Annotated in this window: 21 protein-coding genes; 9 read left to right on the forward strand and 12 right to left on the reverse strand. The window is 42.5% G+C overall.

Annotated features, from left to right (window positions below; all coding sequences use genetic code 11):
- Positions 1–3: 3 nt before the first annotated feature.
- The 6 genes from HYX48_01725 to HYX48_01750 form a co-directional block, all read right to left on the reverse strand.
- On the reverse strand, positions 4–453 hold the full coding sequence (locus tag HYX48_01725; protein ID MBI2742618.1) for a hypothetical protein: 450 nt from the start codon (positions 451–453) through the stop codon (positions 4–6).
- A 10-nt stretch (positions 454–463) separates the two neighbouring features.
- Positions 464–946 (reverse strand): hypothetical protein, encoded by a 483-nt coding sequence (locus HYX48_01730; GenBank protein MBI2742619.1) that lies wholly within the window; start codon positions 944–946, stop codon positions 464–466.
- The gene (locus HYX48_01735; GenBank protein MBI2742620.1) at positions 943–1,344 is read right to left on the reverse strand and encodes a hypothetical protein; all 402 of its coding nucleotides are present in this window, start codon (positions 1,342–1,344) and stop codon (positions 943–945) included. The genes HYX48_01730 and HYX48_01735 overlap by 4 nt, the downstream gene beginning before the upstream one ends.
- A gap of 30 nt (positions 1,345–1,374) precedes the next feature.
- Positions 1,375–1,635 (reverse strand): hypothetical protein, encoded by a 261-nt coding sequence (locus tag HYX48_01740; GenBank protein MBI2742621.1) that lies wholly within the window; start codon positions 1,633–1,635, stop codon positions 1,375–1,377.
- 93 nt (positions 1,636–1,728) lie between these two features.
- Positions 1,729–2,094: a hypothetical protein gene (locus tag HYX48_01745; protein MBI2742622.1), complete on the reverse strand. Its 366-nt coding sequence runs from the start codon at positions 2,092–2,094 to the stop codon at positions 1,729–1,731.
- Positions 2,091–4,229, reverse strand: a complete 2,139-nt coding sequence (locus HYX48_01750; protein MBI2742623.1) for a tetratricopeptide repeat protein — start codon at positions 4,227–4,229, stop codon at positions 2,091–2,093. Before HYX48_01750 ends, HYX48_01745 begins: the two co-directional genes overlap by 4 nt.
- A gap of 290 nt (positions 4,230–4,519) precedes the next feature.
- On the opposite strand from HYX48_01750, the gene HYX48_01755 reads away from it, so the two are divergent.
- Together HYX48_01755 and HYX48_01760 are read left to right on the forward strand one after the other, a co-directional pair.
- Positions 4,520–7,303 carry an SEL1-like repeat protein gene (locus HYX48_01755; GenBank protein MBI2742624.1) on the forward strand — a complete coding sequence of 928 codons (2,784 nt, stop codon included), beginning with the start codon at positions 4,520–4,522 and terminating at the stop codon, positions 7,301–7,303.
- Between the two features lie 114 nt (positions 7,304–7,417).
- Entirely contained in the window at positions 7,418–9,463 is a 2,046-nt protein-coding gene (locus tag HYX48_01760) for an FkbM family methyltransferase (GenBank protein MBI2742625.1), read from the forward strand.
- Positions 9,464–9,470: 7 nt separating this feature from the next.
- Here the strand turns inward: HYX48_01760 and HYX48_01765 are convergent, their stop codons facing one another.
- Together HYX48_01765 and HYX48_01770 are read right to left on the reverse strand one after the other, a co-directional pair.
- Positions 9,471–10,670, reverse strand: coding sequence for a hypothetical protein (locus tag HYX48_01765; GenBank protein MBI2742626.1), 1,200 nt, complete (start codon positions 10,668–10,670; stop codon positions 9,471–9,473).
- 505 nt (positions 10,671–11,175) lie between these two features.
- On the reverse strand, positions 11,176–11,532 hold the full coding sequence (locus HYX48_01770; protein MBI2742627.1) for a hypothetical protein: 357 nt from the start codon (positions 11,530–11,532) through the stop codon (positions 11,176–11,178).
- Here HYX48_01770 and HYX48_01775 point away from each other — a divergent pair.
- Entirely contained in the window at positions 11,531–12,409 is an 879-nt protein-coding gene (locus HYX48_01775; GenBank protein MBI2742628.1) for a hypothetical protein, read from the forward strand. The two genes, HYX48_01770 and HYX48_01775, sit on opposite strands and share 2 nt — an antisense overlap.
- 16 nt (positions 12,410–12,425) lie before the next feature.
- Here the strand turns inward: HYX48_01775 and HYX48_01780 are convergent, their stop codons facing one another.
- The 3 genes from HYX48_01780 to HYX48_01790 all read right to left on the reverse strand — a co-directional run bounded on the left by HYX48_01780 (position 12,426) and on the right by HYX48_01790 (position 14,067).
- Positions 12,426–13,031, reverse strand: a complete 606-nt coding sequence (locus tag HYX48_01780) for a hypothetical protein (protein MBI2742629.1) — start codon at positions 13,029–13,031, stop codon at positions 12,426–12,428.
- A 174-nt stretch (positions 13,032–13,205) separates the two neighbouring features.
- Positions 13,206–13,613, reverse strand: coding sequence for a hypothetical protein (locus HYX48_01785; GenBank protein ID MBI2742630.1), 408 nt, complete (start codon positions 13,611–13,613; stop codon positions 13,206–13,208).
- A gap of 37 nt (positions 13,614–13,650) precedes the next feature.
- Positions 13,651–14,067, reverse strand: coding sequence for a hypothetical protein (locus HYX48_01790; protein ID MBI2742631.1), 417 nt, complete (start codon positions 14,065–14,067; stop codon positions 13,651–13,653).
- A 120-nt stretch (positions 14,068–14,187) separates the two neighbouring features.
- Between HYX48_01790 and HYX48_01795 the strand changes: the two genes are divergently transcribed.
- From HYX48_01795 to HYX48_01810, 4 genes are all read left to right on the forward strand, one after another.
- A complete protein-coding gene (locus HYX48_01795; GenBank protein ID MBI2742632.1) occupies positions 14,188–16,134 on the forward strand; it encodes a DUF3857 and transglutaminase domain-containing protein in 1,947 nt (648 codons plus the stop codon).
- A gap of 5 nt (positions 16,135–16,139) precedes the next feature.
- Complete coding sequence (locus HYX48_01800) at positions 16,140–17,516, forward strand: DUF4258 domain-containing protein (GenBank protein ID MBI2742633.1); 1,377 nt, start codon at positions 16,140–16,142, stop codon at positions 17,514–17,516.
- Positions 17,517–17,521: 5 nt separating this feature from the next.
- Entirely contained in the window at positions 17,522–17,782 is a 261-nt protein-coding gene (locus tag HYX48_01805) for a hypothetical protein (protein MBI2742634.1), read from the forward strand.
- Between the two features lie 76 nt (positions 17,783–17,858).
- Positions 17,859–18,065: a hypothetical protein gene (locus HYX48_01810; GenBank protein ID MBI2742635.1), complete on the forward strand. Its 207-nt coding sequence runs from the start codon at positions 17,859–17,861 to the stop codon at positions 18,063–18,065.
- 37 nt (positions 18,066–18,102) lie between these two features.
- Here the strand turns inward: HYX48_01810 and HYX48_01815 are convergent, their stop codons facing one another.
- On the reverse strand, positions 18,103–18,570 hold the full coding sequence (locus tag HYX48_01815; protein ID MBI2742636.1) for a hypothetical protein: 468 nt from the start codon (positions 18,568–18,570) through the stop codon (positions 18,103–18,105).
- A gap of 219 nt (positions 18,571–18,789) precedes the next feature.
- On the opposite strand from HYX48_01815, the gene HYX48_01820 reads away from it, so the two are divergent.
- Positions 18,790–19,323: a hypothetical protein gene (locus HYX48_01820; protein MBI2742637.1), complete on the forward strand. Its 534-nt coding sequence runs from the start codon at positions 18,790–18,792 to the stop codon at positions 19,321–19,323.
- A 24-nt stretch (positions 19,324–19,347) separates the two neighbouring features.
- Positions 19,348–19,560, forward strand: coding sequence for a membrane protein insertion efficiency factor YidD (gene yidD, locus HYX48_01825; protein ID MBI2742638.1), 213 nt, complete (start codon positions 19,348–19,350; stop codon positions 19,558–19,560).
- The last annotated feature ends 18 nt before the right edge of the window (positions 19,561–19,578 follow it).

The following is a 19,578-nucleotide window of genomic DNA, read 5'->3' on the forward strand; positions in this document are numbered from 1 at the left end:
AATTTAGCTCGTATCCTTCTCCAGAAGTTTTTCGGGGATAAGCAAAGAACTGCCATCGATAAGTTCCACTGTGTACAACCATCTACTTCCTACGCAATCATAGACAGCGGCCACTTCCTCCGAATCTATGTCTATCATTCCGCAAATAAATCCAAGCTCTCCAGGATGATATTTTTCCAAGGCATCTTTTGAAATTCTTACAGACTCTCCGTAATGAAACCCATTTGCACCTTCGTATTTCTCTAAATGACATTCGCGAATTTGAGCATCATCGCCTCCTGTATATTCAATGGTATATACCCATTCGCCCAGGTTAGCTTTATACACATCTGCAAGCACCTTAGAGTCGACCTTTGTCATGCCGCAAATTGATACAATTTCTCCTGGGCGAAAACTTGTAGGCACCGTATTTTTTACTCTCACTGATTCAGCCCAGTCGAATTTGTTTTCCATATTTCTTTCCTTAGTCAATCTGACAAAGCGAGTTCCTATAATCGGCAACTGAGGCATTCTGAATTACGATCTCGACATCACAAAACTGAATATCGATATCTTTCTTCGTAGAGAAAAACATGCGGTGAGAAAAAAGATTGCCCTCTAAAACTTCGATTTCGCTGCTTAGAACTTCCACTTCTTGTTTTTCGAAGATCAAAAACAGCAAACCCGGATCTAGATTTGTTACGCCTAAATATTTGATTTCCAAAAAGAAATACCCGACTTCCAAATCACCAAAAATGCCTTTCAAAATCAATTTTCTTTCATTTTGAATAACGGTTATTTTTTCCAGTCTTCCATCATGAAAATTAACATTTCTAGCTAGAATCTTAAGAGCGAAAGGCAGACTTTCATACACAGAATCAATGTACTGTTCGTAGGATTTCAATCTCTCTTCGATTTTGTAATCTTCCACCTCGCTTAAGCACCAATCTTTGGTAAAATACTTCATATGGAACCCTCTAAATCGGGAATATTCTCCCACCAGATCTTCTCAGCCTCAATCTTAATAACTGAAAATACGTTTTCTTCTGGTTTAGGAGGAAAATTCACCCATTCTACAGATAATTCAACGGTGCTTTTTGTAACTTCGAAATCAAAAATTCTTCCGTTATCGTACGCTTTTTTCACTGTGCCCTTAAACGGCTTGTCCCCTATTGCTACGCTTATGATTCCTTCCAAGCATAGCTTACCTTGAATGCTCTCATCTCTTGAAAGAGCAATATCATCTTCTAAATCTTCCTCAGCCATTTCTGCGCTAGCCATGAAAAACTCAATTTTGTCTCCTTGATGTTGAACATCCATAATCGAACCATCATGGAAAAAGGCCGCGTATTTAGAAATGTCCATAAAAACCAAACTCCAACAAAAATTTCTGCCCTACCCAACAAAAAACTTATCCACCAAGGATTCAAGGATTTTACCATCCGGTGTTAACTCATACTTTTCATCAAATCCAACAATCTGTAACTGCTCCTGGCAAAGGTTCCGAATTTCATCTGCCTGATCCTCAGAAATTTCCAATGAATATTTTTTATCTTGTTTCGTACCAGAAAAAAGCAGTTTTCTGTATTTATCTTCCAGAAAAGACGCCTTGCAAAGATATTTATATTCACCGCTACTCAGCTCTATCTTTGACACGGCAAAAGCTCGCTGTTCAATTTTTCGAATTTCTTGGTAAAACTGGATTTACAACAGCAACATATTCATAGAATGTTCTACTGATTTGCTAGGTTAGCTGTGAATCTTTCGGTAATTGAATGCTATCAACACATCTCTGGCCAAACCTTTTATTTTATTCCACTCTTGCGTGCTTAAGAAATTCTCAGGCATGTCGTGTGTCTCAGAAAACTTCCGAAATTCATCATGCAGTTTTAGTAACAATGCATGCTGCATTTCTGTGATCCCGAAATTTTTGTAGTCTTCTAAAATAGGTTCTCCGATATCGAAGAAATCACAAACAGCATCATCAAAGGCCTGACATTCTGGACCTTCTCTTAAAATCCATACCCTTTTTTGATAATCGCCATCGAGAAAGTGGGATATATGCCTAAGGTATTCATCTAATATGTATTTCTTTTCGTCATTGCTTAAGTTCAATCAGCACCTCTGAATATAAATTCGCTGATAGGTATATGTGCCTCAGGAGAATCGTTTAAAACCACATTGCCATGTTTATCCAACGATTTCCCATTTACTCTTTGATTCACGTAAGGATTTTGCTGATATGGAAACGGGCTATGAGGTTTTCCTGGCATCACTCTCACATATGTATGTGCATTTTTGGGATGTACATATTTCATGCCTGCACCTTTATTAGATACAGTTGCTACATAATTTTCAGGAATTCCTACTGGCTTTGGAAACGTCGATATACCGGTTTTATGTATCAGTGCTCTAATTTCGTTTTCTGATGTAAATTTTCTTCCATTTGACTCTAAAAAAAGCTCGGCATCTTTAAATCTCTTGGCCGATTCGCGTGCAGCTGGGTTCTTGGAGATATTAGTAAATGTATCAGCAACAGTTTCTTCCAACCTACCCGCTTGTTTCAAGCCAGCAACTTCATGAGGAGCAAATCCTAATTCCTCTGCAAGTGAGATCGTCTTTTGACTCGCTTGGAGCGCTTCTCCAACCTTTGCACCACTCCCTAATTCAGAAACCGATTCAAGGACAAGAGTCTGCTCAGCAGTTCGAAGGCCCTTGTAGACTGCGTTTAACTCTTGAGCCCCCTTCACTCCTTTGGCGACAGCCTTTGCCACGGCTCCAGGGATAACGATATCCGCGCCATGTTTGCCAAAAGCATAACCAGCAAGTTCTCCTCGCTCATCTGAAGGGATCGTATCCCAATCTTTTATAAGCTGATGAACTTCAGGAGCTAAAGCTTCACTCAAAACACTCCACTGTTCAGTACGTGCAAGGTCACTGAGAACAGTAAGTGCCTCCCACATCTGGCTTCCTGTTTGAATGGGATGTTTAACCATGTCGGATATAAACAAGAGCAAGTTTTCTCCAGACTCATAAACTCCCTTTGGTAATCCTTTTGCAAAACCTAGACTAAATTCAGAAACTGACAGAGGGATGTTTTTTTGAGCTTGAGCGGTGTACTCATGATAGTCCTGAAGCGAATTGTCATATTGCCCCAATCTGAAATGCGCAACTCCCCTTTCTAGATATGGAAGAGGATTTGATGGATCGAGCTCAATTGCCTTACCGAAATCGAAAACGGCCTGATTCAAATGTCCAGACGCGAGGGCCCTTTCTCCTCGAAGTTGATACGAGAGAGTATTGAAATCATGTTCTCTATGAGGATCTGAATACAGAGAGGCATAGTCTGTTGAGAACTTTCGATCGATTTCTAAGTGTCCGAGCCCTCCTTCAAATTGGGGATGGTTGATAGGCTGCTTTGAGAGGTTTTTAAAACTCTCATGTGCAAAGAGAGAACCCAACACCCTTCCACTTTCTCCTAACGAGGACTCTGTGCTTTGAGACGACTCAAGAAACTGTTCTTTGGCAATTCCCTCTTTGAAAGACGAGATCTGCTCCCCTACAGCCGTTGGAAGATCAGATGAAAGATTGGCAGAAGATATTGACGCTCCCTCGTTCCCCTCTTTGGATTTATCTTTTTTCTGCCCGTCAGATGCAGCGCTTCCCGCAGCTGCTGCCCCAGCTGCCGAAGCTGCAGCAACAGCACCCACAACTACTGCCGCAGCAACGACAACTGCAGCTCCAATGATCAGAGCTTTTTTATGCTTTTTGGCAAACTTCTTGATCTGTTTCCATTTTTTGTGGGCCCAGCTCCTGCATAGAACAACTTCCCCCGGACCATAATAGATGGCAGGCATGGAGATAAAATCACTCCCTTCATCCAGTAAAAAAAGCGAGTATTCATAAGAGTTATCATTGCCATACAAGAGCTCTTGAATATCTATGTCTAGAGCAATCTTTTCTGCTGTTTCATTCGGCAAGATCCCTTGTCTTGCTAAGTTAGCTAAAAAATTGGCAATGCGTTCTAACTCTCTCTCATTGTATCTTTTTTCCAGCTCTCCACTCTCCAAATCCTCAAATAGCTTCAGAATTCCGTCATACGTCGGTGAAGATCCTCTCTGCAGAGACTCTTGATCTTGAGATGCGCACGTCTGAACATTTGCAACCGAACCGCTAGGTCCTGAATACAAAGCAATAGAGGGTATTGTTAAGAGAAAAGCGGAGTTTACGAGAAGTCTGGAATAACGCATTGATGATTTCTCCACTAAAACATTCCGATCTGTCCTTTTTCCCTCTTCATCTGAAAAGAGACCTCCTCTTAAAAACCATGCCAGCCTTTTTTGCAATCGCTTTTTTACCTGCTCCCGCAGCAGTAGTACAAAAAACAGCTCTGCCCCGCAAAATAAAAACTCCTAAATCTATCCTCATCCACTCTTGTAAGCTCAAGAAAGTTGAACTCAAGAAAAGCATAAAAAGATGAGAACGGGTACTCTGTTGCTTCGATTTTCACCGTTCACTTTAGAAGGTAATTTTTATGACAATGCGGTCAGCAACCCACGGCCCAGTAAAAACGTCCGGCGACCAACACTTTTTTGTCTTACCAAGAAAAGAACCACCTCGCGAAGAGTGCAAAGAGACACAAGTTTTCAAAGCAAAAGTCCCAGCATCCGCTGCACCCAAAACAGAAAAGCCTGCAAAAACCGAGGATGTTGCTGCTGTACAGCAGCTAGCCGAAGCGCATTTCAAACTAGGAGAGATGTACTATAAGGGTGAGGGTGTCGAACGCGATTTTAAATTGGCTCACGATTTCTTTTTTAAATCCGCTTTAGCAGGAAATACGTCAGCAATATTTAGATTTGGGATGATGCTCCACTATGGAGTCGGCGGGATAACGCCCAATATCACCGAAGGATTAGAGTGGATTACAAGAGCAGCTGAACAGAACCATCCCGGAGCACAGTATATTATTGGCTGTGAGTTCTTAAACGGAGAGTATAGAAAAAAGGATTATCCAACCGCCCGCATTTGGCTAACAAAAGCAGCTACCCAAGGCCATTCCTTGGCCATGCATGCACTCGGGAAACTTTTCAGAAGTGGCGGAATTGGAGTTGATCGCGACTATAAAGCTTCTAAACGCTGGTACGAGATGGCGGCAGAGCAAGGAAATGCCGGAGGAGAGCTAGGCCTTTGGATAATTCATTCTCAAGGACTAGGTGTGGAAAAAAATTCAGTTCTCGCACGCCAATGGCTCGATCGAGCTGCTTCTCACGACACCAATGCAAAAATCACCTTAGCCCTAGTTCACATAGACTGCGGTCAATATTCTGACGCATATAAAATCTTTATGACGTTAGGAGCTCTGGGCAATATACGTGCATTAAAAGAAACACAACGGATGCATCTCGCACAGCAAGGTGTGACATACAACGAGGAAGTGATCAAAAAACTGCAGAAAAAAATTGATGATGCGAAAGCAGCAGAAGCAGAGAGGATTCGTGGAGATCGTTTCAGATATAATGGGGAACATCGCAAAGCTCTACAATGTTACTTTAATGCAGCTTCTATGGGAGATGCAGATGCCCACTACTCTTTTGGTATGATGCATGAACAGGGCTTAGGTGTAAAAAAGGATTATACAATTGCACGCGACCGCTTTGTAAATGCAGCTACACAAGACCAGCAAGGCATGGCTATCTACGCTTTGGCACTTATCTGGGAGCATGGTCTGGGTGTACAGAGAAATTATAAGGTTGCATATAGATTATATAGAGATGCTGCGGCATCCACAGCCATCATCTCTTCCGATGCCCTATTCAAGATAGGAAGAATGCATGAGCAGGGGCTTGGTGTAGAGCAGAGCGATGCCGAAGCTCGTAAATGGTTTCAAAGAGCCGCTAACGAAGGAGACTGTTACGCGCGAGATGCCTTAGCGAGGCTTGCTCCAGAAAATCATTTAGAAACCTCAGATAGTGAAGACGATCTCTCCGCACCCGTTTCTCTAAAGGGTTTGGTGGATGAGGAAGAGCCCTATGCTGAAGCAGTTGATAGTTCCAATCCTCAAGCTCTACTTGTTGCGCAACAGAAAGTTCTGACTGACAAGCTCCTCGGCCTGGAATTCTCCCTTGAAGAAGGTAGCAGAGTAATTGCGGCTCATAAAAAAGATCATGCTGCACTCAAGGCCCAAATCGAGCAATCCAAAGACAAAGATTTAACTTCTTTGCATGGCAGGGAAAGAGAGCTTGAATCCCTTATCCAGCGCGAGACTTTAAATCAGCAAGCAGCAGAAGAGAGAGCGAAGATTTTTGCAGATGACAACCTATCTAGCTTCTACTGCTGCATTCAAACCATTTTTAACGGAACATTTATCGCCTCTCAGTCCCTGATGAGTGGAATGCTCGGAAAAGCCCAAGCCACAAAAGCCACCAAGGGAGTCGATTCCGCCACAAGCGCAATTGGCTTTATCAAAGATGAAATCGTTGACTCCATACCCGTTGTAGGCGGACTTCTCAGACGGATTTTCACCCTCCTTAGCAGTCCGTTGAAGGCTTACGGAGATTTTGAACGAGGAAAGGCAGTAATGTACATGGCCAGCATTGTAAACGGCCCTGCGACCTTTGAACTATGTGCAGAGGTCTTAGCAAGACAGCTCGCCTTAGCTATGCATGAAGAGATTCGAAAGATAGCAACCGACCAACCCGTCGGATTTTTCCGCAAACAGCTTCAGAAAGCTAAAGATCTGAAAGAGCAGCTTCTTGCACAGAATACCCCCGCACAAATTCGTGAATTTGCGGAAAAGCAGTGCGAAGTTCTCCTCATCGCCATCATGACCAATAAAGTCAAACCCAGCCGCGACCCCATTCAAGTGATCACTCAGCTCATACACATCGCGCTTGGACCCACTTTTGAACCAACAGTTACCATACTTCTGCAGCGCCCAGAGGAGATCCCCACAGCTGTAACTAGAGTAAAATCCAAACCATCTACCGACGTCACAAAACTTCTACAAGAGCACGAAGTAAGACTCAAACAACAAGAAGAGAGCCGAAAAAAACAGGAAGAAGAGCTACAAAAACTAAAAGAAAGCCAACCAAAGTCCTCAACCGACCTCGTTCTTCCAGGCGCTGGAGACCAGTGTCTCGAACTAGCCTTGCCCGAATCCCAAACCCCCGGCGCTGGGCTCTCCTCCGGCCTCGTCAAGCTCGTCCACCAAACTGACCAGAGAGTCATCCAACTAGGAGAACTCGTAGCACTTCTCGCCGAACGCTTCGGAATCCTTGAAGACAAAGTTGAAAGAAAAGCGGACAAACAGAATAGTAAACGATAAAAAAACTACCATACGAAGTCCTTGAGAATGCTATTGAGAAAAACTCTGGACTTAACATTCGGCATTTTCGATAGATAAAAAGCCCTCGAAAGTCACCGAAAACAGAAGGACTTTATGAATTCAAAAACTAGAAAATTTCTCCACGCTTTTAGATCTATTAAGCGCCCCTTCGCAGATTTCGTAAATTATTCAAGGAATCATAAAATTCTTGTACAAGCAGAAAATAGAATAGATGGAATTTTATACACACTCGTAGGCTGGGGGCTTATATCACTTGCTACCATAGCTTTTCAAAATACAGAAGAATCGATGCCGAGTAGAGTAAATTTTCTTATCCAATTTTTGTCAGGAGGGTTGTTTTTATTTTTCCTCGGTATATTTAAAGGATTTTCGTTTTTTAAAGTCAGAGAACTAGCTGAAACGCAAAAAATGCGTGGAGAAGTCCCATACTTATCCGCAAAGGAAAGAGTAGGCTTAATTGTAGTAAGAAGCGTTATCGCGGTTTTAGGCTATGAGTTTTACTCTTTGGCGCGCGTGTTTACCACCACTGTTGATAATTCTGCAGTTTTTGGCGCAGATGCGCTTGCTTATGCCTGCCTAATTTTTTTAGTTCTAGGTGTTAAATTGAACCGAAAACAGTGGATTGGCGTCTGGATAACCACAATTGGCATTGTGGCAACTTATATAATTTCTTCCTTTGCTGTTGGGCCGGTTGCAGCTTTACCTGGTCTTCTTGAAGGATTGGGTTCATCTTTGGCACTCGCAACAATAATTCTAGTGAACAGCGTTTTAATCCAACATGATCCCCCTTTAAGAGTAGCATTTTATCAGTGTGTGATAGGCGCCATTATTTTTGCCTTTATTAGTCTTATTTTTTCACCTAATGATTTTTCCATCTTAAAACAATTGTTTTTTGATGAATCAGGCCTACGAATAGTTTCCTATCTAGCAATGTCGGGAATTTGCTATGCTATTGCACTCTTATTTTTCTTTCGTGCATTTCTTTTTACCGAGCCACTGGTTATTGCCTCATTAAGCTATTCGTTAGCTGTTTTTCTGTTCGCGTCAGATTTCTTAATTAATAAACAATACCCTAAAATGATCGATGTCCTTTTGAGCGCAATCGTTTCATGTGGTTGCTACATCTTGATCAAATGTGAATATTCTCACGATAAAATAAGAACAAAAATCAGCTCCTATGGAGCGCAATACATTCCGAATCTTTTAGAAAAGATGTTCACCGTGAGCGAGCTATTTAAAAGCAAAAGCATTGAATGGACAGAATACATGTCTAGAATGCATGAATACAACAAACTTTTATTTGGATTTTCGAAAAGAATAGAAAAAACAGAAATTAACAATATTGCGATCTCTTCAGATGCCGTGATATTTGCGTTTCAAAATCCGCCTCTTAAAATGATCACCGACGGCGCTTGTCGTTCCGCTCCTTTTGAAATACTTAATTTCGGAAAATATGAAATCGAGGAAGCTCTGATTTTTGATATTATTGCAGATGGTGATTGCATATTCGATATAGGCTCACATATTGGTTGGTTTTCACTTAATTTCGCCTACAAATTCCCAAACTCGACCGTTTATGCATTTGAACCAATCTCAGAAACCTTCGAAATCCTCGAGAAAAATATTAAAATAAACGACTTGAAAAACATAAAATATTTCAATTTCGGATTTTCTAGCAGCGAAAGAGAATCTGAGTTTTTTTATTTTAAAGGAGGCTCCGTCCTTTCTTCCGAAAAGAATTTAATAGATCACAAGAAGACTGAGACAAAAAAAGTACTGTTGAAAACCATAGATAAATTCACCGAAGATCACAAAATTCAAAGACTTGATTTTATAAAATGCGATGTAGAAGGGAATGAGTTTTCAGTATTAAAAGGAGCTCAGGCTGCCATAGCGTTATTCCTTCCTATAATTTATATCGAGATATATGAACCTTGGTGCAAAAAGTTCGACTACTCAGGTAATGACATTATTCGATACCTAGGTGAATACGGATATGAATGTTTTTTTGTTGAGAACGCCAGATTGGTTAAGACCAACATCGTTCTTGAGAATTCAGACAACTACAATTATTTTTTCCTGCATAGATTAAAACACGCAAACATAGTTTTGAAATTTGCAGCAACTGAAGGGCAATAAGGAATTGTTATTTCGCTAAATGCACGACCTGAGTCTGAAAAGTTTCCAAAAACCTCGCCAGCAACTTTTTTTGGTGCTTTTTAGAAAGTTCTAAGAGGCCTTTTTTGTCGCCCATTTCAATGGCTTGTAAAATGCCTAACGCCAAAAGAGATCTAGTCAAAGAAAATTCCTCGATATCAACCAAATCGGACATACCTGTAAAGTTCACAGGAAAACCACAGTTAAGAACAGTGACCCCATCTTTTGTGAAATCATCATGGCAGGAAACGATCCCACGAGCTTCTTTTCTCAATTTAACTACATCAAATTCTCTGTCTGAAGAGGATAGGCTTGCTAAAGTTGTGCCTTTTTTTAAGCTTTTTAAAGCTTTAAAGTCCAAAATTTGAGTTCCGGTACATCCAATAATCAGATCATATTTATTGAGTTGCTGAAAGCATTTTTCATAGGGTATATCTGATTTTTCGTTATCTATATCAACAAGAGTAACGTAGACTTGACCTTCTAACCGACTTGCAAGAGCACTTCCTATTGCGCCATTCCCTACGATAAGAGCATTTTCGAAACGTTTTTTGGTTTGCGCGAGACGTGTAATAAGTGCGTCAACCGCCGTCTTTGCAACTATTCCTGATTCGACATTCAGTTTTACAAAAGATCGGGCTACATTTATTACACACAAATTTAGATTCAAGTTTTTTATTTTCTCAAAACCAGAGGTAGTTTGTTCCACCCCCACCATTTTAAAGCAATTCTGATCAACTTCTTGGTTTAATCTTGAAATCAAAACGCCGCCATCATCGAGTACAACTGTCAATCTGTTTTTTTCAATTCTATTATTTGAATGCAAGTAATCAACAAAGCCAGAGATGTTGTTGGCATAAAAATCATCAAAATTGGACGATTTTTGAAAGTCTAAACTTGACGGGCAAACATATACTCCTAATTCTCTTAACTTTTCGTATGTTTCAAAATCTGTGGAGTAGCATTTCCCTATAAGGAAAATGTTTTGTGGTAAGACACCTCTATCAAAAAAAGATTGGAGCATTGTTAAAGTGCTAGGAAGTATATGCTGCGCTCCAACAATAGAAATATTTTCCAAATCTCCGAATGGATACATCTGAAAAACCAGCTCTACTAGGTCTAGTCGTTCGATGTTCCCTATAAACGGAGGAGCACTTTCTGCAGCAGCGATTCGTGAGTAAGTATTCATACAAGCCTAAATTCTTCCCAATAGGCTATATCAAACGGATCTCAATTATCAAGAAAAAACCAGGTTCTGACATATTTTATATAAAAGTTAATTTTAATATATCATTAAAAAAATTCAATTTAATATAAAAATACAAATAATAAGCAAATATGCACATCACCAGTTTAATACCATAATACAAACAGCCTTGGACTGTTTGTTAACAAAAAATTTAACAAAAAAGCACAAGACTTTCGTTGGAAATTACGTCAACCTCAGTATGCTTGTTGCAGGGATTGCAGTGGTAACTTTTTGCTTAGCTTATCTTTGTGTCTTGCCATTCACAGCTTGAAGCGAGAGGAACTTAAGAAACAGGTATGTTTTACGACACCATTAGGTTTTTTCACATTTGGCATTTTTACTTGGGCTGTCTTGCACGCGGCATTTTTAGAAAGATACTCAACATTTATACGCTTTCGCAGAAAGCGTATAAATTGAAAGAAAGCACGCTAGCCAACTTTACTTGTTATTGCTTGCCTGGGCAGTCTGGATTTTTGCATCTGATGAAATATGACTTATTGCACCATGGGCAGCGATTCAGGATCTCGACTTTTTCAGGGATATAGCAACCTTCTGCGTCGGAGTTAAGAGTTGGTAGCAAGACGAAGTCACGGTTGTTTAAATTTAGAAGAACTCCTGCACGTGTTGCTAAAATTCTGTCGGGATTCAGATAAATTTTCCCATCCTCAATACGCTGTATGCAATCGTTTTCATTTGCAGCAATCTCCATTATTACTTCATCATTCAATACGGGAGTTGAAATATCTGCGAAGCAGATGTTAACCACCAAGATCGCCATTAGAGACAGGATTCGTTTAAACATGAAAAACCTCCGTTACATTGTGAAAAAAATTGGAAAAGATCATTTAAAGCCGATATGGATTTTCTTGACAATCCTTTTGATTTTTTCTGCTTGCTCGACTTCTCAGACACCTACTAATGCGGAGTTAGCCCCGGAAGAACGAGTCTGGATGGAAAAGTTTTTCAAAGATGTGATGTTAGACAATACGGCGGTATACACCTTGTGGGGATCGAAACCCATGACGGATTTCGATATCCACTATCATTCTGAGGTAGAAGTTCGTGCATTCTTCGATGGGCTTTCAGAAGAGGAGAAAAAGAATACGGTAGTCGTCAAGGATTACGATCTGCCTGAAAATTGGGAAAAATGGGAGCAGATTCGCTCGAAATACCGCATAAGGAATTACCTCTTTTTTAAGACTGTTGACCTAGAAGACCCTAAGTTTGCCCGTATTTCTTTTGTAAACATTAAAGAGATGGCATTTCTCTTAGTAAACCACTACACCACCTTCAAGCGAGAAACTGGTATGGATTTTGATCCTCTTAAAGTAGTGTTTGAAATAGAGAGAGGTTCGGAATTTTGGAACAAGGCGTTAAACAACTCGGTGCTTGTCGGATTATTATATGGCTTTGGACTTGAGAACTCCTGCAGCTTTAAATGGAAGCATGGCAAACATCCTGCAATTTATGACGATTTTTGCAACTCGCTTAAATTTAGATTTAGCGATCACAACATGCACAATGCTAGCATCGCGCATTTTTCACTGCCTATTTTCGCATCTTTTTCTGAAGGAAAGGACGAAGTAATAGAGAAGTATAAAAACGAGCGTGAAATGATTAGACAATCCTACAGGGGAAAAGATTTTCTAAATCTTACCCTTGAAAAGCTCCAACAATGACAGAAGCATAGAATGATTATTTACTTCTGTTTTTTTCGCTTTGATACGAAGAGCCCTTCTTAATTTTTATCGCTTCTAAGCGCTCTTTCCACTGATCTAGTTCTTCCTTTTCCAAGGGTACAGGAAGCGTTTGTGCATAACTTATCGAATAGTAACCAAGATCTGAAATGAGGGATCTAACTATTCCAGAAGACTGAGGGGTATTATTCGGTGTGACATAGCTGAAAATCAGCTCACTGGGAGTGTTTTTCAGAGTAGTAAACACAACTTTTCCTGGCAGAATCTTTTTAATATGAGTTTTTTCAATTTTATCAATGCGATGTTTAGGCCAACTTGGATGAATACCTTTCACAACAATGATTCGAATACTTTCTGTTGAATCCGCGCTTTTTCTCGACGGAGGACAGGCAATAATCATTTGAGTTGCACTGTCTAAAACTTGAATATCCACAGTTCTCCAATCTTTAAAGTCGGGACCAAACTCAAAGACATCTTTCAAGGTATCTGCCATGAGAGGAGACTCTTCGAATTTCAATGAGTCCTTTTGGTTTGCACCAGAAGCGTAAGCTCCTACGCATAGCAGCACACAAATAGTCAGTAAGGAAAAGTTAAGAATTTTCATGTAACGATCTCTCATTTATTTTAAATCGATCGCGAGAGAGATACGAAATAAAACATTTAAGAGGAATATTAAATAATCATTATTAATTAAATTATATTTTTAATTAACAAGAAAATACCTAGCAACCGTTGCTTACAAAACGAATAAAAGCATCGTTGCGCGGGTACGGAGGAGTTAGGGATCGGGGGCGTAGCGGAGGGTGGGGAGGTGGGTGTTGATGGCTTGGAGTTCGGCGCGGGCGCGGGCGGCGGAGGTGGGGTCGTTGAGGTTGAGGTAGCAGAGTTGTTCGCCGAGGACGATGGTGCCGCGACGGATGTAGTTGCTGTAGGTGTAGACGGAAGGATCGTTGAGGGCTTTGGCGGTGAGGTAGTCTTGTAGGGAGTTCTGGTAGTCTTTGTATACAAGAAAGATGACTGCGCGGTAGGCGTAGGCCTCGCAGAGTTTTCTGGTATCGCTGGGGTCGATTTTGGAGATCTTCTCTGTTTGTGTGGCGATCGACTCTGCGAGTGTTGGCACCTCTACTTCTGCTTTGAGGCTGAGTGGTGCGAGGAGGCAGGTGAGGAGAAGTAGGAGTGATCTCATTGGGGACTCAAGGGTTTATTTGTTGGGGATAGTTTGCCTAGGGGTAACGCGGAAGTGTGATTTGGAGGAGGGAGTCGAGGTGGGCGTCGATGATTTGGAGCTCTTTGCTGGCGCGGGCGGCCTCTTTTTTGGCGTTGAGGTTGAGGTAGCAGATGCGTTCGCCGAGGACGATTGTATAGAGCCTGAAGTAGTTATCGAAGGTGTTAATGGTGGGGTTGTGGAGGGCTTTGGCGGTGAGGTAGTCCTCTAGGCTGTTCTGATAGTCTTTGTAGGCGAGAAAGATGATGGCGCGGTAGGCGTAGGCCTCGCAGAGTTTTCTGGTATCGCTGGGGTCGATTTTGGAGATCTTCTCTGTTTGTGTGGCGATCGACTCTGCGAGTGTTGGCACCTCTACTTCTGCTGTGAGGCTGAGTGGTGCGAGGAGGCAGGTGAAGAGAAGTAGGAGCGATCTCATTGGGGAGTTTTGGGTTGATTTAGTGGGGATAGCTTAATCTGGGCTGCAGTTCAAAGTCAAATAACTGGTTTAAAAAAAGTAGTTCTCGGTATGGTTTTTGCGACTTAACTGAGAGGGTCTATGCTTACACGCATTCTATTTCTGATCTGCTGTCCGATGGCGCTTCTGATGGGGGCGGGCGATTTTTCTGTTGAGCCGGCGGGTGGTTGGGTGAAGGAGACGGAGTGCAATCTGGGGCCAGCTGCTGTGAAGGCCTCTCAGGAGAATTTGCAATACTTTCTGATCGATGAGCAGAGGAACTTTGAAGAGAAGTCGACCTACTTTCGCTACGTGGTGAAGGCTGTAAGCCAGGCGGGCATTTCTGAGATCTCGCAGATAAAGATCGGTTTTGAGCCGTCATATCAGAGGGTTGCGCTGCATGAGATCCGGGTTCTTCGAAATGGGAGCTGGTCGGATCGTCTGCACACTTCTAGGCATCAGCTAATTCAGAAGGAGGAGGAGCTTGATCAGGGGATCTACAGCGGCTCGATGACGCTGGTCTACTTCTTGGACGACATCCGCGTGGATGATGTGATCGAGTACTCCTACTCGGTCATTGGGGAGAATCCGCTTTTAAACTCTCACTACACGGAGATGCTCTATCTTCAGCATGGCACGGTGGTGGAGAAGCTCTCCTACCGATTTGTAAGCCATCGAGATCACGCCTTTCAGGCTCATGCGATGCATACGAAGATCGCGCCTAAGATCCGCGATCTCTCCCCTTCTCAGCGCGAGTGGGTTTGGGAGGTGTCGCAGGCGGCTGCCTATGCGAAAGAAGCGGACCAGCCCGACTGGCACTCTGCGCGGGGTTTTGTTCAGATGAGCGACTACGGCTCTTGGGAGGAGGTAGCAGCGGAGGAGGCTCCTCTGTATGACCTACCGGAAGAACTTAGCGCCTATCCGGATGCGATGCTGCAGAAGGCGGGCGAGTGGATGGAGCGGACAAAAGACCCTCTTGAGCGTGCGCTGCTGGCGGTGAGATTTGTTCAGGACGAGGTGCGCTATCTTGGTTTTGAAGAGGGAGTCCACGGCCGGAAGCCGCACGATCCACGCGAGGTGTTTAAGAAGCGCTTTGGAGACTGCAAAGATAAGACGCTGCTTCTTCGAGCGCTGCTGAACATCATGGATATTCGCTCTACGCCAACGCTTGTGCACTCAAATAAGGGCAAGCGGCTTGAAAAGATGATTCCAAGTCCGGATCTTTTTAACCATGTGGTTCTGCGGATTGAGATCGACGGATCAAACTACTGGGTGGATTCTACGATTAATCTGCAGGGTGGCTCTCTGGAGAATAACTACTTTCCCGACTATAGCTACGGCCTTCTGCTGTGCAGGATGGCTCCTGGTCTGATCGAACTCCCCTCTTATCACGCCAAGAGGCCAACCGAGCTTCATACGACAATTTCTGTGGAGTCTACCGATGAAGTGACGATGAAAACGGTTGTGACTTTCTACGACGATGAGGCAGACTATGTGAGGCGCTATGTGGGCAGTGTAGGTCTTGAAGAGATCTCTCAAGATCATCTGAACGATGCTCAAGCCAAGTATGGAGATGCAGAACTTGTCTACCCCACCACCTCTGTGGATGATCGAGAGAAGAACATCTACAAGATCACACAGACCTTCTCGGTGCCAACGCAGGATTTTACGCAGGGTAAAATTTTTGAGCTCTACTCGAGCACAGTAGAAGATTTTCATGATGATCAGGTGAATCCCTCAAGAAGATCTCCCTACAGCTTGGCCTATCCGCTCTGGGTAAAAGAGCACATTCATGTGGACAACTCGTTCATGAAGTGGATTCCTAGATCTTCAAGCAAGATCTTCCAGAACGAGTCGATCTCGTTTCTCTACTCTCATAAAATTGAAAACCATACCGCTGATTTCCACTACGAACTCAAACACACGAAGGATCACATCCCCAAATCCGCGTTAAAGGAGTATTGGAATATCTCGAAAAACATCGAGAAGCTCACATCTTATGAACTTCCGATCATCCAGTGGGAGATCAAATCGGCTAATGAGAAGTAGTTAATATGCGTTACTATAAAGTACTGTTTCACTCTCTCCTGCTCTTAACGCTTCCCTCAATCGCTCTCTATCCTCAATCTAATGTCGCTTCGGCATCCGTTCCTATGCATGAGGTGTCGACAGAAGCTGCGTTGAACAACCAGTTTCTGTCATATGACGCTGCCCTAAGGCTGCTTGAGGCCATCGAAGCTGGGGAAGTAGAAAAAGAATCCGATGAACAAGAGTTAGAGAGAATTAATTACTTTCTTGTAAATCTAGCAAAACAGGGCCATATCCCCAGCGAACCAGAAAAGAAAATTATTCTAGAACAGGATATTCAAGAGCTTCTGCACGGAGAAGATGATTCTTACGAATACTCATTCTTCATTGATCGAGGTGGCGATTACGTAATCGCCCCAGCAATTTTGTCTGGTCATGGAGAGATCATTCTATGCAAAAGCTGGATGAAAAAGCAGTGGGCTAGAACCAAAAAATTCCTTAAAAAACACAAAAAAGCAATCATCATTGGCGCTGCAGTCGTTGTTGCTGCAACTGTTGTGGTTTGTGCAGTTGCTGCTGCCTCAGCAGCCGGCGCGGCGGCAGCTGGTGCAGCTGCCGGATCTGGTTCAGATAAAAAGAGAAAGGACGAGTCAGAGGAAAAAGAGCCCGATACTAGTGCACCAACTCCCAGGGATCCTTCTTCACCGTCTCTCTCTATCAACGAAGCGTCTATTTTGAAGGCTACTCTTGATGAACATATCTCTTCCTTCAAAGAGACTATCCCTTCTACAACACAATCAGATTCTACATTCAGCGAAAATGTAAGAGATCTTGGAGCGTTTTTTGCCCATGAAGCTCTAGAAGGCGTTTCCGAACTAGCTTCGGTTGTTCCTCAGCTTTTAGAGGAGATAAAAGAAATAGGTCAGAAAATTTTGCCTGAAAGCCTTCTTCAATCTCATCTTGAACCTGAGATTCAACCACAAGAAAACTATGAGAGATCGATTACAACCGGACATGAAAAAATCGATCAAGTTTTTTCGACCGATCAAGCAGGTCAGTACACTCCTGAAGCAAAAGAGTCTCGAAAAGACTTTGACATAGGAGTAATTCCCCCAAATGTTGGGTTTTCTGGGAAAAAAGGTTGGGAATTAAAAAACCCAAAATTTCAGCCCTCAAAAAATACCGTTACCACTATCAATGGGCGTACATATAGAGGGCATGCGCTAGATCAAATGCAGAATAGAGGCATTCCTCCATCAGCTGTTGAACACACCATTGAAAAGGGTGAAATTTTGAACAAAAAAAATCTTGGCACTACAGAATATTATGATCCTGTAAATAAGATAAAAGTAGTTTTGAATGATCAACAAGAAGTTGTGACAGCGATAACCATAGATGGATAATTCAAATGGATAAAACAGCCATCGGTAAAATCAACATACTATTGTTAGAAAAATGGGATCCTATCGGTATAAGCAATACCCCTGGCGCAGAAGATGAGTATCACCAATATGCAAATGATGTTTATGAGATTATAAAACACTCTGAAACCTACATCCCATTGTTTGATTATCTGTGGAAAATTGAGACTGAACATATGGGTTTACGAGGCAACAAACAGAAGACAGAAGCTTTCGCGCGGTTGCTATATGATGAAATCAAAAATTAGCATTTTGTGCTTTTTCTTCATCTGATCTAGAAAAGCCCAAGAAAAATCCTTTGAAAACTGATATTCACGCTCCTGGATTGGAGGGATCGCCAGCCTTCCACATAGAGAACATCTTGTGGCAGAGATATATTATAATAACATGTATTGGGTTCAAATCTCTCAAGAAACTGAGGTACTAGAAATACAATTCTACTCCCATCCAACTGCAAAATGCTGGGAGTTCTCTCTAGATGAGGCTTTAGAGATTCTTAAGCAGGCAAAAAGAAAGCTGATAGGCCTGTAACCTGCCCTTATCTTTTTGAGACAGACCTGTGCAGCGCTTAGGTGAGGAAGTAGACGCCAGGTGTGATTGTAAGAGGAAGTGCATCGAATGCATAGATGAGGCCTCCTACGCCAACTCCCATAATTCCAGCAGCAACCAGACTGATTGTAAAGATGCTATCCTCACTCCAGTTGTCAATAAGGTGGCAGCTGTTGAGAGCATTAAGTAGAAGCGTGGTTGCGTAGTAGGTTAAAAGAGCTGTTGCAATGGCAATGAGAGCGATCAGGGAGGTTTTCAAAGCTGTAACCGATTTAATGATCGCAACAGGGCCATCAAAAGCGACCGCTGTTCCCTGCAGGTGAATCTGGTTAGGATATTGCGCCATGAGTTTTGGCAGCTCTAACCATCCGTCGAGAAGACTTCTATCGATATTCGCGCGGACGAGTGCGACGATACTTCCAATGTCATAAGCTCCAGCAAAGAGCGGACGACCGATATCTACTGTAGCAGCAACTGTTAAACCCATGGAAAGACTCTCCTATCTAATTATGTTTTCAAATGAGTCAGTATTCTACATTTTATCCATACAAAAATCAATTCGTTAATTAATAAAACCGTATTAATTTTTTCATTAATAAAACAATCGCTTGTAGAGAAGGAAAAAAATTTATACGGCTCCTTTATGGGCTTGCGCGGATTCGCAAGCTCTTTGCATACTCGATGGCCAAACTGTTTTCGGAGGGGTATGGCTGGAAGAGTAGATGCAAAAACGGAGGTCAAGTATGAGGCTGCTTATCGAGTTTTAGAGGATGCGGATGTTGAACTTCTCCCAATGCCTAAAGAGAGGCCTCGCAGAAACTCTGGTTACCAGTCGGGTGAAAGTTCGATAGTGAGCATGGAAGGAGTAGGAGCAGGTAGCCTTCATATTCCCTCTGGGCTAATGCAGCAGTTCGCTGCCACGCAACAGGCTGGAGAAGAGTCTTTAACAGAGATTCTATATTTTGAGGATGGTAGCAGGTATCATGGGCCGACCCAAAATGGCATACCAGATGGTGAAGATGGGGTCATGACATGGCCGAATGGAGAGGTCTATTCCGGAGATTTCAAAGATGGGGTTCCTGATGGAGATGGTATTAGACAGGGCGTTGGCTTCGAAGAGGAAGGCGAATTTCAACATGGAGTCATCTGGAATGGAACGCATAGCAATAAGTTTGTAACTGTGCAGATTATAGGCGGAGAGGTGGCGGAGAATGAGTGCAACTGCTGTCCCATCATGTAAAATGCTTCTCAAAGGATCTATTAATTGAAATTTATTTTAATTCTGCTCGTGCGCGGATATCAGCTGGTAATTGGGCCCTACATTGGGAAGTCTTGTAGGTTCTATCCGAGCTGCTCGGACTATGCGATTGAAGCGCTGAAGAAGCACGGGGGCATAAAAGGGACGTGGCTGACGATCAAGCGTCTCGGCAGGTGCAATCCCTGGCATAGCGGTGGTGTAGACGAAGTACCCGATTAATATCTAATAACAGGTGTT

The organism is Chlamydiales bacterium, from assembly GCA_016185065.1.
Taxonomy (GTDB): Bacteria; Chlamydiota; Chlamydiia; order Chlamydiales; family Rhabdochlamydiaceae.

Excerpts from the sequence above, each read along its gene's own strand:
- HYX48_01725 (MBI2742618.1), bottom strand. The coding sequence starts at position 453 with ATGGAAAACAAATTCGACTGGGCTGAATCAGTGAGAGTAAAAAATACG.
- HYX48_01730 (MBI2742619.1), bottom strand. The coding sequence starts at position 946 with ATGAAGTATTTTACCAAAGATTGGTGCTTAAGCGAGGTGGAAGATTAC.
- HYX48_01735 (MBI2742620.1), bottom strand. The coding sequence starts at position 1,344 with ATGGACATTTCTAAATACGCGGCCTTTTTCCATGATGGTTCGATTATG.
- HYX48_01750 (MBI2742623.1), bottom strand. The coding sequence starts at position 4,229 with ATGCGTTATTCCAGACTTCTCGTAAACTCCGCTTTTCTCTTAACAATA.
- HYX48_01755 (MBI2742624.1), top strand. The coding sequence starts at position 4,520 with ATGCGGTCAGCAACCCACGGCCCAGTAAAAACGTCCGGCGACCAACAC.
- HYX48_01760 (MBI2742625.1), top strand. The coding sequence starts at position 7,418 with ATGAATTCAAAAACTAGAAAATTTCTCCACGCTTTTAGATCTATTAAG.
- HYX48_01765 (MBI2742626.1), bottom strand. The coding sequence starts at position 10,670 with ATGAATACTTACTCACGAATCGCTGCTGCAGAAAGTGCTCCTCCGTTT.
- HYX48_01775 (MBI2742628.1), top strand. The coding sequence starts at position 11,531 with ATGAAAAACCTCCGTTACATTGTGAAAAAAATTGGAAAAGATCATTTA.
- HYX48_01770 (MBI2742627.1), bottom strand. The coding sequence starts at position 11,532 with ATGTTTAAACGAATCCTGTCTCTAATGGCGATCTTGGTGGTTAACATC.
- HYX48_01780 (MBI2742629.1), bottom strand. The coding sequence starts at position 13,031 with ATGAAAATTCTTAACTTTTCCTTACTGACTATTTGTGTGCTGCTATGC.
- HYX48_01785 (MBI2742630.1), bottom strand. The coding sequence starts at position 13,613 with ATGAGATCACTCCTACTTCTCCTCACCTGCCTCCTCGCACCACTCAGC.
- HYX48_01790 (MBI2742631.1), bottom strand. The coding sequence starts at position 14,067 with ATGAGATCGCTCCTACTTCTCTTCACCTGCCTCCTCGCACCACTCAGC.
- HYX48_01795 (MBI2742632.1), top strand. The coding sequence starts at position 14,188 with ATGCTTACACGCATTCTATTTCTGATCTGCTGTCCGATGGCGCTTCTG.
- HYX48_01800 (MBI2742633.1), top strand. The coding sequence starts at position 16,140 with ATGCGTTACTATAAAGTACTGTTTCACTCTCTCCTGCTCTTAACGCTT.
- HYX48_01805 (MBI2742634.1), top strand. The coding sequence starts at position 17,522 with ATGGATAAAACAGCCATCGGTAAAATCAACATACTATTGTTAGAAAAA.
- HYX48_01815 (MBI2742636.1), bottom strand. The coding sequence starts at position 18,570 with ATGGGTTTAACAGTTGCTGCTACAGTAGATATCGGTCGTCCGCTCTTT.
- HYX48_01820 (MBI2742637.1), top strand. The coding sequence starts at position 18,790 with ATGGCTGGAAGAGTAGATGCAAAAACGGAGGTCAAGTATGAGGCTGCT.